The organism is Streptomyces sp. R44 (assembly GCF_041053105.1).
Classification (GTDB): domain Bacteria; phylum Actinomycetota; class Actinomycetes; order Streptomycetales; family Streptomycetaceae; genus Streptomyces.
In genome coordinates this window covers 2,021,407-2,035,667 of record NZ_CP163444.1, presented here as the reverse complement: position 1 = coordinate 2,035,667, position 14,261 = coordinate 2,021,407, and the positions used below count along the sequence as shown (strand labels likewise).

Annotated in this window: 12 protein-coding genes; all 12 read left to right on the top strand. The window is 72.4% G+C overall.

Translation table 11 applies throughout. The features are described 5' to 3' along the window. Positions 1 to 388 precede the first annotated feature (388 nt). The 12 genes from AB5J54_RS09445 (at position 389) to AB5J54_RS09390 (ending at position 14,253) form a co-directional block, all read left to right on the top strand. The gene (locus AB5J54_RS09445) at positions 389 to 2,038 is read left to right on the top strand and encodes a CTP synthase (RefSeq protein ID WP_369149271.1); all 1,650 of its coding nucleotides are present in this window, start codon (positions 389 to 391) and stop codon (positions 2,036 to 2,038) included. A gap of 84 nt (positions 2,039 to 2,122) precedes the next feature. After that, complete coding sequence (locus AB5J54_RS09440) at positions 2,123 to 2,749, top strand: NUDIX domain-containing protein (protein WP_369143460.1); 627 nt, start codon at positions 2,123 to 2,125, stop codon at positions 2,747 to 2,749. Positions 2,750 to 3,121: 372 nt separating this feature from the next. Then, positions 3,122 to 5,107 carry an NB-ARC domain-containing protein gene (locus AB5J54_RS09435; RefSeq protein WP_369143458.1) on the top strand — a complete coding sequence of 662 codons (1,986 nt, stop codon included), beginning with the start codon at positions 3,122 to 3,124 and terminating at the stop codon, positions 5,105 to 5,107. A gap of 146 nt (positions 5,108 to 5,253) precedes the next feature. Next, positions 5,254 to 6,369, top strand: coding sequence for an alanine dehydrogenase (gene ald / locus AB5J54_RS09430; protein ID WP_369143457.1), 1,116 nt, complete (start codon positions 5,254 to 5,256; stop codon positions 6,367 to 6,369). Positions 6,370 to 6,829: 460 nt separating this feature from the next. Then, positions 6,830 to 7,855, top strand: coding sequence for a ParA family protein (locus tag AB5J54_RS09425; protein WP_030212665.1), 1,026 nt, complete (start codon positions 6,830 to 6,832; stop codon positions 7,853 to 7,855). Beyond that, positions 7,840 to 8,346, top strand: coding sequence for a hypothetical protein (locus tag AB5J54_RS09420; protein ID WP_369143456.1), 507 nt, complete (start codon positions 7,840 to 7,842; stop codon positions 8,344 to 8,346). The genes AB5J54_RS09425 and AB5J54_RS09420 overlap by 16 nt, the downstream gene beginning before the upstream one ends. Before the next feature lie 47 nt (positions 8,347 to 8,393). Beyond that, entirely contained in the window at positions 8,394 to 9,428 is a 1,035-nt protein-coding gene (locus AB5J54_RS09415; protein ID WP_369143455.1) for a ScpA family protein, read from the top strand. Beyond that, positions 9,425 to 10,018, top strand: coding sequence for an SMC-Scp complex subunit ScpB (scpB, locus tag AB5J54_RS09410; protein ID WP_369143454.1), 594 nt, complete (start codon positions 9,425 to 9,427; stop codon positions 10,016 to 10,018). Before AB5J54_RS09415 ends, scpB begins: the two co-directional genes overlap by 4 nt. Continuing rightward, a complete protein-coding gene (locus AB5J54_RS09405; RefSeq protein WP_369143453.1) occupies positions 10,018 to 11,253 on the top strand; it encodes a pseudouridine synthase in 1,236 nt (411 codons plus the stop codon). Before scpB ends, AB5J54_RS09405 begins: the two co-directional genes overlap by 1 nt. A gap of 263 nt (positions 11,254 to 11,516) precedes the next feature. Continuing rightward, positions 11,517 to 12,491 (top strand): AAA family ATPase, encoded by a 975-nt coding sequence (locus tag AB5J54_RS09400; RefSeq protein WP_369143452.1) that lies wholly within the window; start codon positions 11,517 to 11,519, stop codon positions 12,489 to 12,491. Next, a complete protein-coding gene (locus AB5J54_RS09395; protein WP_369143451.1) occupies positions 12,488 to 13,225 on the top strand; it encodes an NUDIX domain-containing protein in 738 nt (245 codons plus the stop codon). Before AB5J54_RS09400 ends, AB5J54_RS09395 begins: the two co-directional genes overlap by 4 nt. After that, positions 13,222 to 14,253, top strand: a complete 1,032-nt coding sequence (locus tag AB5J54_RS09390) for an ADP-ribosylglycohydrolase family protein (RefSeq protein ID WP_369143450.1) — start codon at positions 13,222 to 13,224, stop codon at positions 14,251 to 14,253. Before AB5J54_RS09395 ends, AB5J54_RS09390 begins: the two co-directional genes overlap by 4 nt. Positions 14,254 to 14,261 lie beyond the last annotated feature (8 nt).

Here is a 14,261-nt window from a genome sequence, read left to right as displayed (position 1 = left end):
GGTCTGCTCGACGGGACGAGCGGGCCTGCTCGACGGAACGGGCCTGCCTGAGCGGCGGGCGACGCCGGCCTCCTCGGCGGACGGTGTCCGAGCAGAATACGTGCCACCCCGGCGACCGTAGTGATCACACGGGCCGCGCGCTGCTCCACCCGGGTGAGCTGCGGCTTCCCCCGGCTCCGGCCGCCGCGTCGCCGTCCGTGAACACCCGACTGCCGCGTGTGGCCGGAAGCGGTCTCCCGATGTCGCTGATACCCTGGTACCCCGTGGACCGGTGGGAAACGGCGACAGCCGAGGACCCCGAAACCGCAGCGACGGCACCCCCCGATTCTTCCGGAGGGGAAGCCGGTACGCACCTCCAGAACGCGACCACGGGAGCCCCCTCTTGGCGATGCCGCCCAACACCACGACGACCAAGCACATCTTCGTCACCGGGGGTGTCGCCTCCTCCCTCGGCAAGGGCCTCACCGCCTCCAGCCTGGGCATGCTGCTCAAGGCACGGGGACTGCGCGTCGTGATGCAGAAGCTCGACCCGTACCTGAACGTCGACCCGGGCACGATGAACCCCTTCCAGCACGGTGAGGTGTTCGTCACCAACGACGGCGCCGAGACCGACCTGGACATCGGCCACTACGAGCGCTTCCTCGACGTCGACCTCGACGGCTCGGCCAACGTCACCACCGGCCAGGTCTACTCGCAGGTCATCGCCAAGGAGCGGCGCGGCGAGTACCTCGGCGATACCGTGCAGGTCATCCCGCACATCACCAACGAGATCAAGTCCCGGATCCGCCGCATGGCGACCGACGAGGTCGACGTCGTCATCACCGAGGTCGGCGGCACGGTCGGCGACATCGAGTCGCTGCCGTTCCTGGAGACCGTCCGCCAGGTCCGCCACGAGGTCGGCCGCGACAACGTCTTCGTCGTGCACATCTCGCTGCTGCCCTACATCGGCCCCTCCGGCGAGCTGAAGACCAAGCCGACCCAGCACTCCGTCGCCGCCCTGCGCAACATCGGCATCCAGCCGGACGCCATCGTGCTGCGCTGCGACCGCGAGGTCCCCACCGCCATCAAGCGCAAGATCAGCCTGATGTGCGACGTGGACGAGGCCGCCGTCGTGGCCTGCCCGGACGCCCGCTCGATCTACGACATCCCGAAGGTCGTGCACTCCGAGGGCCTCGACGCCTACGTGGTGCGCAAGCTCGACCTGCCCTTCCGCGACGTGGACTGGACCGTCTGGGAGGACCTCCTGGACCGCGTCCACAACCCCGACCACGAGGTCACCGTCGCGCTCGTCGGCAAGTACATCGACCTGCCCGACGCCTACCTCTCGGTCACCGAGGCCATGCGCGCCGGCGGCTTCGCCAACAAGGCGCGGGTCAAGGTCAAGTGGGTCACCTCCGACGACTGCAAGACCCCGGCCGGCGCCGCGAAGCAGCTCGGCGACGTCGACGGCATCCTCATCCCCGGCGGCTTCGGCGACCGCGGTGTGTCCGGCAAGGTCGGCGCGATCCAGTACGCCCGCGAGAACAAGGTGCCGCTGCTCGGCATCTGCCTCGGCCTGCAGTGCATCGTGATCGAGGCCGCCCGGAACCTGGCCGACATCCCCGAGGCCAACTCCACCGAGTTCGACCCGGCCACCGCGCACCCCGTCGTCTCCACGATGGAGGAGCAGCTGGCCTTCGTCGAGGGCGCCGGCGACCTGGGCGGAACGATGCGCCTGGGCCTCTACCCGGCGAAGCTCGCCGACGGCTCGGTCGTCCGCGAGACCTACAGCGACGAGCCGTACGTCGAGGAGCGCCACCGCCACCGCTACGAGGTGAACAACGCCTACCGCGCGGAGCTGGAGAAGAAGGCCGGCCTGGTCTTCTCCGGCACCTCCCCGGACAACAAGCTCGTCGAGTTCGTCGAGTACCCGAAGGAGATCCACCCCTACCTGGTCGCCACCCAGGCGCACCCGGAGCTGAAGTCCCGCCCGACCCGCCCGCACCCGCTCTTCGCGGGCCTGGTGAAGGCGGCCGTGGAGCGCAAGACGGCGAAGTAGTACGGCGTAACGTTGCCGGGGTGCGGGTCCCTTCGCGGGACCGGCACCCCGGTTTTCGTACGTGGCCATGTGGGAGGACGACTGATGCAGGTGCAGGACACCCCGGAAGAGTGGCGGGTCGTCGCCACCACCACCCCCTTCACGGGCAAGAAGACGAGTGTCCGCACGGACGACGTGGTCATGCCGGACGGCTCCGTCGCCCGCCGCGACTACCAGGTCCACCCCGGCTCCGTCGCCGTCCTCGCCCTCGACGAGCAGGACCGCGTGGTCGTCCTCCGGCAGTACCGGCACCCCGTGCGGCAGAAGCTCTGGGAGATCCCGGCCGGGCTCCTCGACGTGCCGGGCGAGAACCCGCTGCACGCCGCCCAGCGCGAGCTGTACGAGGAGGCGCACGTCAAGGCGGGGGACTGGCGGGTCCTGACCGACCTCTACACCTCGCCCGGCGGCTCCGACGAGGCCGTACGGATCTTCCTGGCACGGGACCTCGCGGAGGCGGACGGCGAGCGGTACGAGGTCGCCGACGAGGAGGCCGACATGGAGCTGGCTCGGGTGCCGCTGGGAGAGCTGGCGCGGGGGGCGCTGGCGGGATCGCTGCACAACACGTGCCTGGTGGCGGGGGTGCTGGCGGTGGTGGCGGCGCGGGCGGCCGACGGTCTGGAGTCGCTGCGGCCCGCGGCCGCGCCTTGGCCGGCCCGCCCGTTCGAGGCGTAGCGCGCCCGCCCGCCGTGTGGGCAATCGTCCCGCTGGGGCGGGACGGGTGGGCACACGGGACGGCGCCTTCTCGCGGCGCCTCCGCGTTCCGTGCCTGGGCCCGCACCACCGGCGCGCCGTCACCGGGGGTGCAGGTTCAGGCGCGGGAGCCTCTGGCGCCGGCAGGGGCGCCGTCCGTTGTGCCCACCCGTTCCGCCCTTTGCGGAACGCCTGCCCACAACGGGGGGTGGTGTGAAGATCTGCTGATCCGATCGGGGGAACTGTCCGCGCTGCTCCGCCAGGTCCCCCTCCCGCCCTGAACTACGCTCGGAATCGCCCGTGCGGAGCCCCCCGCGGGATCGGCTCGTGCGCAGGTGGACGGGAGCGTGGCCCGTGACGGATCAGGCTGTGGCGGCGGCCGGCCGCCGGCAGTTCTTCGGCCGGCAGCGGGAGTTGAAGGCCCTGCGCGCCGACATCGAGCGGACCGGCCTGGACACCCTCACCGGCCGCAAGGCGCCCCGCGCCCGGGTCCTGCTCATCGCCGGCAAGCCCGGCTCCGGACGGTCCGCCCTCGCCGAGGAGCTGGCCGCCGGGCTCGCCGACCGCTACCCCGACGGAGTCTTCCGCGCCCGGCTGACCGAGCCCGGTGGCGAGCCCGTCCCCACCGCGCGCGTCGCCCAGGAACTCCTCGCCGCGCTCGGGGTCGCCGAACCCCCCGGGGCCGGCGAGGACGAGCTGACCGAGCTCGTCAGGGGCGCGCTCGCCGACCGTCGGGCCGTTCTCCTCCTCGACGACGCCGTCGACGCCGAGCAGGCCGATCCCCTCATCCCCGACAACCCCGACACTCTGGTCGTCGGCGTCGCCCGGGGGCCGCTCACCGGCATCCCGGACGTCCGGCCCTGCACCCTCGGCGGGCTCGACCCCAAGTCGGCCATCGAGCTGCTGACCGCCTTCACCGGCTCCGTCCGCATCACCGTCGACCCGCAGGCCGCCGAGACGCTCGTCGAGGAGTGCGGCGGGCTGCCCGCCGCCGTCGTGCTCGCCGGTGGCTGGCTCTCCACCCAGCCCAAGGCCTCGGTCGCCGATCTCGCCAAGCGGCTGCGGGGGCTCAGCGGCGATCCCCTCACCCGGACCTTCCTCCTCGCGCACGAGGCGCTGCCCGCCACCGCCGCCCGGATACTGCGATTCCTTGCCCTGGCCCCGCTGGGCCTGGCCGACGCCCACACCGCCTCCGCCCTGGCCGGCTGCTCGGTCTCCGCGGCCGCGACCACCCTCGCCGACTTCGCCGCCCTGGGGCTCGTCTCGGGCGGCGAGGACGGACTGTACGAGGTGCGGGCGCACCTCGTACCCCTCCTTCGTGCTCAGCTGGAGGAGCGCGACCGGCCCGCCGAGGTGCAGCTCGCCCGGGCCCGGATGCTGGAGCGGACCGTACGGCTCCTCCAGTCCTGCCGTGCGGTCACCGAACCCGAGGGCTCGCCCGCCCGCCGGAAGCTGGCCGGTCTGCCGCGCGCCCTGCGTTTCCCGAGCGCGGCCGCGGCCGCCGCCTGGCTGGACTCCCGGCAGGCCGTACTCCTCGCCTCCGCCCGGCTCGCCGTCGCCGACGGAGAGCTCGACACCCTCGCCCGCCGGCTCGTCGCCTCGCTCGTCAGGGCGCTCGCGGCGCACCGGGGCGCCGAGGCCGCCGCCCCCGAGCTGTACGGCCTGCACCGGCTGGTCCTGGACGTGGCCGAGCGGCGCGGGCTGCACCGCGAGCGGGCCGCGGCCCTGCTGAACCTGGCCGATCTCGATGCCAGGACCGGCAGGACGAAGGACGCCCTGCTGCGATATCGGTCGGCATTGGAGGCCGGACGCAAAGCAAATGACCCGTACGCGACCGGTCGCGCAATGGAATCCGTAGGTGGCTCGTATCAGGAGCTGGGGGACTGGCAGCGGGCCGGCGACTGGTACGGGCGGGCCCTCGCCCAGCGCCTGGCCCGGGACGAGCGCGCCGACCAGGCCCGGCTGTACGCCCGCCTCGGAGCCGTGCAGACCTATGCGGGGCGGTACGGGGAGGCCCTGCGGAGCTGGCGGGCCGCCGCGGCCGGGTACCGGAGGCTCTCCGATCTCCCGGGCTACGCACGGGCGTTGAGCGAGGCGGCCCGGGTCCAGGAGTACGCGGGGCGGCCCGAGGAATCCCTGCGGACCTGCGAGGAGGCGGTGGAGTGGGCCCGCCGGGCCCAGGACACGCGGCTCCAGGCCGCGCTCCAGCTGCGGCTCGCCGACACCCTCGACCGGCTCGGCGACCCCGCGGCGGCCGGGTTGCACCGGTCCGCGGCCGAGAGGCTCCTGGAAACGGAACCATCAGCCTACGAAATCCGCAGTGGCTCCGGCGAAGATTAGTACTTTGAAAGGCTAGACAGCGGGAACTCCTTCATTAGACTGGGTGCGCCGCGTTCGAACGTGGTCTGCCCCGGTGCGCCGCAGTGCATCCGGGTATGTATCGCAGTGCCCCAGTTATCCCCCTGATTCAAGGACCGTGATCGACGATGAAGGTCGGCATCCCCCGCGAGGTCAAGAACAACGAGTTCCGCGTGGCCATCACCCCTGCCGGTGTCCACGAGCTCGTCCGCAACGGCCACCAGGTCTTCATCGAGCAGAACGCCGGTGTCGGCTCCTCGATCACGGACGAGGAGTACGTCGCCGCCGGCGCCGAGATCCTCGCCACCGCCGACGAGGTCTGGGCCACGGCCGACCTGCTGCTCAAGGTCAAGGAGCCCATCGCGGAGGAGTACCACCGCCTCCGCAAGGACCAGACCCTCTTCACCTACCTGCACCTCGCCGCCTCCAAGGAGTGCACGGACGCGCTCCTGGAGTCCGGCACCACCGCCATCGCGTACGAGACGGTCGAGACCGCGAACCGCGCGCTCCCGCTGCTCGCCCCGATGTCCGAGGTCGCGGGCCGCCTGGCCCCGCAGGTCGGCGCCTACCACCTGATGCGCTCCGTCGGTGGCCGCGGTGTCCTCCCCGGCGGCGTCCCCGGCACCCACGCCGGCGAGTGCGTCGTCATCGGCGGCGGCGTCTCCGGCTGGAACGCCACCCAGATCGCCGTCGGCATGGGCTTCCACGTGACCCTGCTCGACCGTGACATCAACAAGCTCCGCGAGGCCGACAAGATCTTCGGCACCAAGGTGAAGACGATCGTCTCCAACGCCTACGAGCTGGAGAAGGCCGTCGTCGAGGCCGACCTCGTCATCGGCGCCGTCCTCATCCCGGGTGCCAAGGCCCCGAAGCTGGTCACCAACGAGCTCGTCGCCAAGATGAAGCCCGGAAGTGTCCTTGTCGACATTGCGATCGACCAGGGCGGCTGCTTCGAGGACTCGCACCCGACCACCCACGCCGAGCCGACCTTCCAGGTCCACAACTCGGTCTTCTACTGCGTCGCCAACATGCCGGGCGCGGTCCCGAACACCTCCACCTACGCCCTCACCAACGCCACGCTGCCCTACATCGTGTCGCTGGCGAACAACGGCTGGGTCGAGGCGCTCCGCCGCGACGCCGCCCTCGGCCTGGGCCTCAACACCCATGACGGCAAGGTGGTTTACAAGGAGGTCGCCGAGGCGCACGGCCTCGAGCACGTCGAGCTGAGCAGCCTCCTCGCCTGACCCGAAGGCTCTTTTGACGGAGGCCCCGTCAACGCGTGCCGTCAATATCACGCACCCGGCCGGACCTTGTTCGACAAGGTCCGGCCGGGTGCGTCTCGGGCCCCGCCGAAACGTTCGGGCAACTCGCCTCGAACGTAACCCTTTAACCGTTTCGCACACCCCCGAAACGTGTGGATGCATGCCTGCGCACCCTTGACAGAGAGGTGTTCGGTTGCCGACACATCGTGCCGGGTCCGGCGGATTGTGTTGCTGCGGAGCGGTGACACGCCATAGAGTCGCCAACCGTCGGCATGGTGCCACGCTGACCTATCGATAAATGTTCCTGGTCACATCCAAGGAGGTAAGACGACTTGTGAATGAGTCGACATTTACTCCCGGGAGCGGTGCGCCAGGTGCCCCGATCGGCTCCGTCGCGGTGCGGACCTTCGCGACGCACCAGCCCATGACGAGTGCCCACACGATGAAGACGATGGACGGCCTACACGTGAACGCCACGGCCGGCAACGAGATGGGCCGAGAGTCCACCCACTTCGCCGCCTATGACGAGGTGCCCGAGGGGCACTTCTACGACCCCGACGCCGAGTACGAGCCCGACCCGGAGTACGCGGCCACCCTCGCACCCGACGCTGCCCGCCAGCGCCGCGAGCGGATCGGCCCCACCGGACGGCCCCTGCCGTACTTCCCGATCCCGGGTCCCCTGACCGACCACGGACCCGCGAAGATCATCGCGATGTGCAACCAGAAGGGCGGCGTCGGCAAGACCACGTCGACCATCAACCTGGGTGCCGCGCTCGCCGAGTACGGACGACGGGTGCTGCTCGTCGACTTCGACCCGCAGGGAGCCCTGTCGGTCGGCCTCGGCGTGAACCCGATGGAGCTCGACCTCACCGTCTACAACCTGCTCATGGAGCGGGGCATGTCGGCGGACGAGGTGCTCCTCAAGACCGCCGTGCCCAACATGGACCTGCTGCCGAGCAACATCGACCTCTCGGCCGCCGAAGTCCAGTTGGTCAGCGAGGTCGCGCGCGAGTCCACGCTCCAGCGCGCCCTGAAGCCGCTGATGAACGACTACGACTACATCGTGATCGACTGTCAGCCCTCGCTCGGCCTGCTGACCGTGAACGCCCTGACGGCGGCTCACAAGGTCATCGTGCCGCTGGAATGCGAGTTCTTCGCGCTGCGCGGTGTCGCGCTGCTCACCGAGACCATCGAGAAGGTTCAGGAGCGGCTCAACCCCGAGCTCGAGCTCGACGGCATCCTCGCCACGATGTACGACTCCCGTACCGTGCACAGCCGTGAGGTCCTCGCGCGCGTCGTCGAGGCCTTCGACGACCACGTGTACCACACGGTCATCGGCCGTACGGTCCGCTTCCCGGAGACCACGGTCGCCGGCGAGCCCATCACCACGTACGCCTCCAACTCCGTGGGCGCCGCCGCCTACCGCCAGCTCGCCAGGGAGGTGCTCGCCCGGTGTCACGCCGAGTGAGTCTGCCCGGAGCCGACGAACTCTTCCGTACGACAGGGGGGACGGCGCTCCAGGCGTCCGCACCCCGCCGGGCGGTCCCGGCACCGGCGGCCGAGAGCGACACGGCGGCGGCCGAGGGCTCCGCCGAGCACGCCCCGGCGGACTCCGAGGCCGCGGAGCCCCGCGCCCGGACGGCCGAGCCCGAGGCGCCGGCCGCCAAGGCCGCGCCCAACGCCTCGGTGCCCGCCCCCGCGGCGGCGGCCCGGCGGCGCGGCGGCCGCACCGCGAACCGGCGGCCCAGCGGCCGCGAGCGCCACGACGAGAAGATCACGGTCTACGTCTCCGCCGAGGAGCTGATGGACCTGGAGCACGCCCGGCTCGTCCTGCGCGGTGAGCACGGTCTCGCCGTCGACCGGGGCCGGATCGTCCGGGAGGCCGTCGCGGTCGTCCTGGCGGACCTGGAGTCCCGCGGCGACGCGAGCATCCTCGTCCGCCGCCTGCGCGGCCGCTGACGGTAGCCTGCGGGCTGCCGTTCTCCTCGTTCCCCCTGGACCCCGCCGTGCACCACACCCCTGACGAAACGTCCCGCCCCCGCCGCCGCCTCCTGGGCCGCGGCCCGGGCGCGACGTCGGGGGAGCCGGCGCCGGCCGCACGGCCCGCACCCACCGATGCCCCCGAGGCCCCGGACGCGCCGGAGGCGGCGCCCGGGGCCCCGGAGGCGGCGCCCGGGGCCCCGGAGGTTCCCGGGCCGCCCGCGGCCGAGGCCCCGGAGGCCTCCGGGCCTCCCGAGGCGGGCGAAGGGCGGGACGGGCGGTTCACCGTGCGGCTCTCCAACTTCGAGGGGCCCTTCGATCTGCTCCTCCAGCTGATCACCAAGCACAAGCTCGACGTCACCGAGGTCGCCCTCTCCCAGGTCACCGACGAGTTCATGGCCCATCTGCGGGCCCTCGGGCCCGACGGGGACCTCGACCAGACCACCGAGTTCCTCGTCGTCGCCGCCACCCTGCTCGACCTCAAGGCCGCCCGGCTGCTCCCCGCCGCCGAGGTGGAGGACGAGGCCGACCTCGCCCTCCTGGAGGCCCGCGACCTGCTCTTCGCCCGGCTCCTCCAGTACCGCGCGTACAAACAGATCGCCGCGATCTTCGAGGAGCGCTGGGAGGCCGAGGGCCGCCGCCACCCCCGTACCGTCGGACTCGAACCCCACCACGCCGAGCTGCTCCCCGAGGTCGTCATCTCCATCGGCGCCGAGGGCTTCGCCAAGCTGGCCGTCAAGGCCATGCAGCCCAGGGCCGAGCCCCAGGTGTACGTCGACCACATCCACGCCCCGCTCGTCAGCGTCCGCGAGCAGGCCGCCGTGGTCGTCGCGCTGCTCCGCGAGCGCGGGACCGCCGTCTTCCGGGAGCTGATCGAGGACGCCGGCGACACCCTCACCGTCGTCGCCCGCTTCCTCGCCCTCCTGGAGCTCTACCGGGAGAAGGCCGTCGCCCTCGACCAGGAGACCGCCCTCGGCGACCTCACGGTCTCCTGGACCGGCGGCGAGACGGACCCCTCCGGGGCCGTGACCGACGAATTCGACCAGGAGGCCACCGCATGAGCGACCTCAAGCCCGCCCTCGAAGCCGTCCTCATGGTCGTCGACGAGCCCGCCACCGAGGCCCACCTCGCCAAGGTCCTGGAGCGCACCCCGCGCGAGGTGGCCGACGCCCTGCACGAGCTGGCCGACGAGTACACCACCCAGGGCCGCGGCTTCGAGCTGCGGCGGGTGGCCGGCGGCTGGCGCTACTACACCCGCGCCGCCTTCGCCCCGGCCGTGGAGGCCTTCGTCCTGGAGGGGCAGCAGGCGCGGCTCACCCAGGCGGCCCTGGAGACCCTCGCGGTGGTCGCGTACCGCCAGCCGGTCAGCCGTTCGCGGGTCTCCGCCGTACGAGGAGTGAACTGTGACGGGGTCATGCGCACCCTCCTCCAGCGGGGTCTCGTGGAGGAGGCGGGCGCGGAACCCGAAACAGGTGCGATCCTGTACAGGACGACGAACTACTTCCTGGAGCGGATGGGCCTGCGCGGCCTGGACGAACTCCCCGAGCTCGCCCCCTTCCTCCCCGAGGCCGAGGCGGTCGAGCCGGACTCCCTGGAAGGCGTCCCGTCGTTCGACCCGGACGCAGACGTAGACGACAAGACGGAACTTTGATGCGAAGCAGCAGCGGCAGGAACAGCAGCGGAAACAACGGCGGGAGCCGTGGTGGCAACAGCGGCGGCCGCGGCGGCAGCGGCGGCGGCCGCGGCAACAGCGGCGGTGGCGGCGGGCGCGGGAACTACCGCGGCGCCGGCAACGGCCGCGACGACCGCCAGGGCCAGGGCGGCGGACGTCCCGGCCAGGGCGGCGGGCGTCCCGGGCAGGGCGGCGGAGGCCGTCCGGGTCAGGGCGGCGGCCGGCCGACCGGCTCCAGCCCGCGCAAGGCGCGCCCGGAGGAGCGCACCTACGACGAGCGCTACAGCTCCTCGGACGCCCCGAAGCGCGGGCGTGGCGACGCCGCGCGCGGTGGCGCCAAGGGCGGCCCCCGGCAGTCCCCGCAGCGCGGCGGCGGCCGCACGGCGCCGGCCCGCTCCCGCGAGTACGACGCCCGTACGGAGGAGCGCAACCGGGAGCGGTACGCCGGCAAGCCCGAGATCAAGCTCCCCAAGACCTTCCCCGGCGCCGAGCAGGAGGGCGAGCGGCTGCAGAAGGTCCTCGCCCGCGCCGGCATGGGCTCGCGGCGCGCCTGTGAGGAGCTCATCGAGCAGGCCCGCGTCGAGGTCAACGGCGAGATCGTCGTCGAGCAGGGCATGCGCGTCGACCCGGAGAAGGACGAGATCAAGGTGGACGGTCTGACCGTCGCCACCCAGTCGCACCTGTTCTTCGCGCTGAACAAGCCGTCCGGCGTCGTCTCCACCATGGAGGACCCGGACGGCCGCCAGTGCCTCGGCGACTACGTCACCAACCGCGAGACCCGGCTGTTCCACGTCGGCCGGCTCGACACGGAGACCGAGGGCATCATCCTGCTCACCAACCACGGCGAGCTGGCCCACCGCCTCACGCACCCGAAGTACGGCGTGAAGAAGACCTACCTGGCCGCCATCACCGGCCCGCTGCCCCGCGAGGTCGGCCGGCGCCTCAAGGACGGCATCCAGCTGGAGGACGGCTACGCGCGCGCCGACCACTTCCGCGTCGTCGAGCAGACCGGCAAGAACTACCTGGTCGAGGTCACCCTCCACGAGGGCCGCAAGCACATCGTGCGCCGGATGCTCGCCGAGGCGGGCTTCCCGGTCGAGAAGCTGGTCCGCACCGCCTTCGGCCCGATCGCCCTGGGCGACCAGAAGTCGGGTTGGCTGCGCCGCCTGACCAACACGGAGGTCGGCATGCTGATGAAGGAAGTCGGCATGTAAGGCCCCTGCCGTACGAAGAAGCCCGTGACCGCCCGCCGGTCACGGGCTTCTTCGCGTCCTGGACCGGGCCGGGGCCCGGTGGGCCTTGTGGGTGACGACCGGGACGCTTTATAGTCAAGGTGACTCTTAAAGAGATCGGAGGTGAGCCCCGCCGTGAACAGCCGGTGGACCTGGGCCCACGGGGGTGGACCAGGTCTCGACGTCCCACCGACGCGCCGCACGCGCGCCGAAGGGGCGAGGCCGCTCACGGCGGGGGTCACGTCATGAGGCGCTACGGCCACGGCCTCGTCCCCGGCAGCTTCCATCCGCCGCACGCCGGCCACCACCACCTCGTCCGCACCGCGCGCGACCGCTGCGAGCGCCTCACCGTGCTCGTCCACGGCTCCACCACGGACACGCTCCCGCTGGAGGACCGGGTCGCCTGGATGCGCGAGATCCACCCCGACGTGCTCGTCGTCGGCGGCGAGGAGTACGCCGGCCCCGAGCGGGTCGACGCCGTCTTCACCTCGGAGCCGCACGCGGACGACCTCGGTCGCCGCCTCGGCGCCGAGACCGTCCACGTCGACCGGGTACACCCCTTCTCCGACACCGCCGTCCGCGAGGACCCCGCCGCCTTCTGGGACTTCCTGGAGCCGCCGGTACGGTCCGCGCTCACCCGGCGGGTCGTCGTCCTCGGCGCCGAGTCCACCGGCACCACGACCATGGCCCACGCCCTCGCCGACCACTACCGGCGGCGCGGCGGCGTCTGGGCCCGCACGCGCTGCGTACCGGAGTACGCGAGCGCGTTCGGCGCGCTCGAACCGACCCCGCGCTCCTCCGACTTCCCCGTCATCGCCCAGCGCCAGGCCGAACTGGAGGAGGAGGCCGCCCGGGACGGCTCACCCGTCCTCTTCTGCGACACCGACGCCTTCGCCGCCACCATCTGGCACGAGCGGTACACGGGCACCACCAGCCCCGCCACCGGCGAGATCGCCGCCCACGGCCGACAGCACCTCTGGCTGCTCACCGACCACCGGGGCGTCGCATCCGAGTACGCCGAGGGCACGGTTCCGCCCTACGGGGAGCAGCTGCGGCCCTGGATGACCGCGCGCTTCCTCACCCAGCTCGCGCGCACCGGCCGCCGTACGGCCGTCCTGACCGGCCCCCACGAGGAGCGGCTCGCGGCCGCCGTCGCCGCCGTCGACGCACTGCTCGCCGAGGGCCCGCACCTCACCGACACCCCCTCGGAGCGCCGATGACCGCCCACCGGGCCCCCGAGGGCTACGACCCGTACGCCTTCGTGCCGTTCGCCGTCACCGTCGACCTCGCCGTCCTCACGATCCGCGAGGAACGCCTCCACGTCCTGCTCGTCGAGCGCGGCCAGGAGCCGTACGCCGGGTCCTGGGCCCTGCCCGGCGGATTCGTGCTGCCCCGCGAGTCGGCCGAGCGGGCCGCCCGCCGCGAACTCGCCGAGGAGACCGGACTCTCCGAGACCACCGTCGCCGGCCTCCACCTCGAACAGCTCCGCACCTACACCGAACCGGACCGCGACCCGAGGATGCGAGTGGTCTCCGTCGCCTTCACCGCGCTCGTACCCGACCCCCCGGAACCGCGCGGCGGCGGCGACGCGGCCCAGGCCCGCTGGATCCCGTACGGGACGCACGGCGGGCTCGCCTTCGACCACGACCGGATCCTCGCCGACGCCCACGAACGGGTCGGCGCCAAGCTGGAGTACACCTGCCTCGCGACCGCCTTCTGCCCGGCCGAGTTCACCCTCGGCGAGCTGCGGCAGGTCTACGAGACGGTCTGGGGCGTCGAACTCGACCGCCCCAACTTCCGGCGCAAGGTCCTCACCACGCCCGGCTTCGTGCAGGCCGTGGAAGGGCCGCCGCGCCTCACCGGCGGACGGGGGAAACCGGCCGCTCTCTACCGGGCAGGCGGGGCCACCACCCTCCACCCGCCCCTCCTGCGACCAGAAGGACGAACCGCATGAACCTCGGACGCCACGCGACGAAGCAGGCCGCGACGGGCTCCCTGATCGGGCTGGCGCTCGGCGACGCGCTGGGATTCCCGACCGAGTTCAACGACGTGCCGTCGATCCTCGCCAAGGTCGGACCCTGGCGGCAGATGGCCCTGCCCGTCAGGAACGGGACGGCGTACGTCACCGACGACACCCAGATGACCCTCGCCTTCGCCCGCGGCATCCGCACCGCCATGGACCGGGGGGTGCTCGCCCCGGAACGGCTCGCCGGGCCCGTCCGGGACGAGTTCGTCACCTGGTACCACTCTCCGGAGAACAACCGGGCCCCCGGCAACACCTGCCTGCGCGCCTGCGCGCTCCTCGACGGCGACCGGCTCTGGCAGGACGCCAGCCAGATCCACTCCAAGGGCTGCGGCGCCAACATGCGGGTCGCGCCCATCGGGCTCGTCCCCGGGCTCAGCGAGGAGCAGCGGGCCGGTGCCGCGCAGCTCCAGTCGGGCCTGACCCACGGTCACCCCACCGCGCTCGCCGCCTCCGACCTCACCGCCCGCGCCGTGTACCTGCTCGCGCAGGGCGTGGACCCGGCCGGGCTCGTCGGACAGCTCCGCTCGTACGCGTACGAGAACCGCTCCCGCTACCACGAGCACTGGCTCGGCGACCTGTGGACCCGCTCCCAGGACCCCAGCGCCCTCCACTTCGTCCAGCGGGGCTGGGACGAGTGCCTGGCCGTCCTGGAGCGCCTCGACGCCGTCCAGCGCACCGCCGACCCCGAGCTCGATCCCTGTGAGTACACCGGTGACGGCTGGATCGCCGAGGAAGCCCTCGCGACCGGTCTGCTCTGCTTCCTGCTCTTCCCCGACGAGCCCCTCACCGCGCTCCGTCGCGCCGCCTGCACCCGCGGCGACTCCGACTCGATCGCCGCCCTCGCGGGCGCCTTCGCCGGCGCCCACCTCGGCGCGGACGCCTGGCCGAAGGAGTGGGAGGAGCGCGTCGAGTACCACAGCGACCTGCTCACCTTCGGCGCGCTCTGGGACGCGTAGCGAGCCCC

Coding starts and splice junctions, on each gene's coding strand:
- AB5J54_RS09445 (WP_369149271.1), top strand. CDS start 389: ATGCCGCCCAACACCACGACGACCAAGCACATCTTCGTCACCGGGGGT.
- AB5J54_RS09440 (WP_369143460.1), top strand. CDS start 2,123: ATGCAGGTGCAGGACACCCCGGAAGAGTGGCGGGTCGTCGCCACCACC.
- ald (WP_369143457.1), top strand. CDS start 5,254: ATGAAGGTCGGCATCCCCCGCGAGGTCAAGAACAACGAGTTCCGCGTG.
- AB5J54_RS09425 (WP_030212665.1), top strand. CDS start 6,830: ATGAAGACGATGGACGGCCTACACGTGAACGCCACGGCCGGCAACGAG.
- scpB (WP_369143454.1), top strand. CDS start 9,425: ATGAGCGACCTCAAGCCCGCCCTCGAAGCCGTCCTCATGGTCGTCGAC.
- AB5J54_RS09405 (WP_369143453.1), top strand. CDS start 10,018: ATGCGAAGCAGCAGCGGCAGGAACAGCAGCGGAAACAACGGCGGGAGC.
- AB5J54_RS09400 (WP_369143452.1), top strand. CDS start 11,517: ATGAGGCGCTACGGCCACGGCCTCGTCCCCGGCAGCTTCCATCCGCCG.
- AB5J54_RS09395 (WP_369143451.1), top strand. CDS start 12,488: ATGACCGCCCACCGGGCCCCCGAGGGCTACGACCCGTACGCCTTCGTG.
- AB5J54_RS09390 (WP_369143450.1), top strand. CDS start 13,222: ATGAACCTCGGACGCCACGCGACGAAGCAGGCCGCGACGGGCTCCCTG.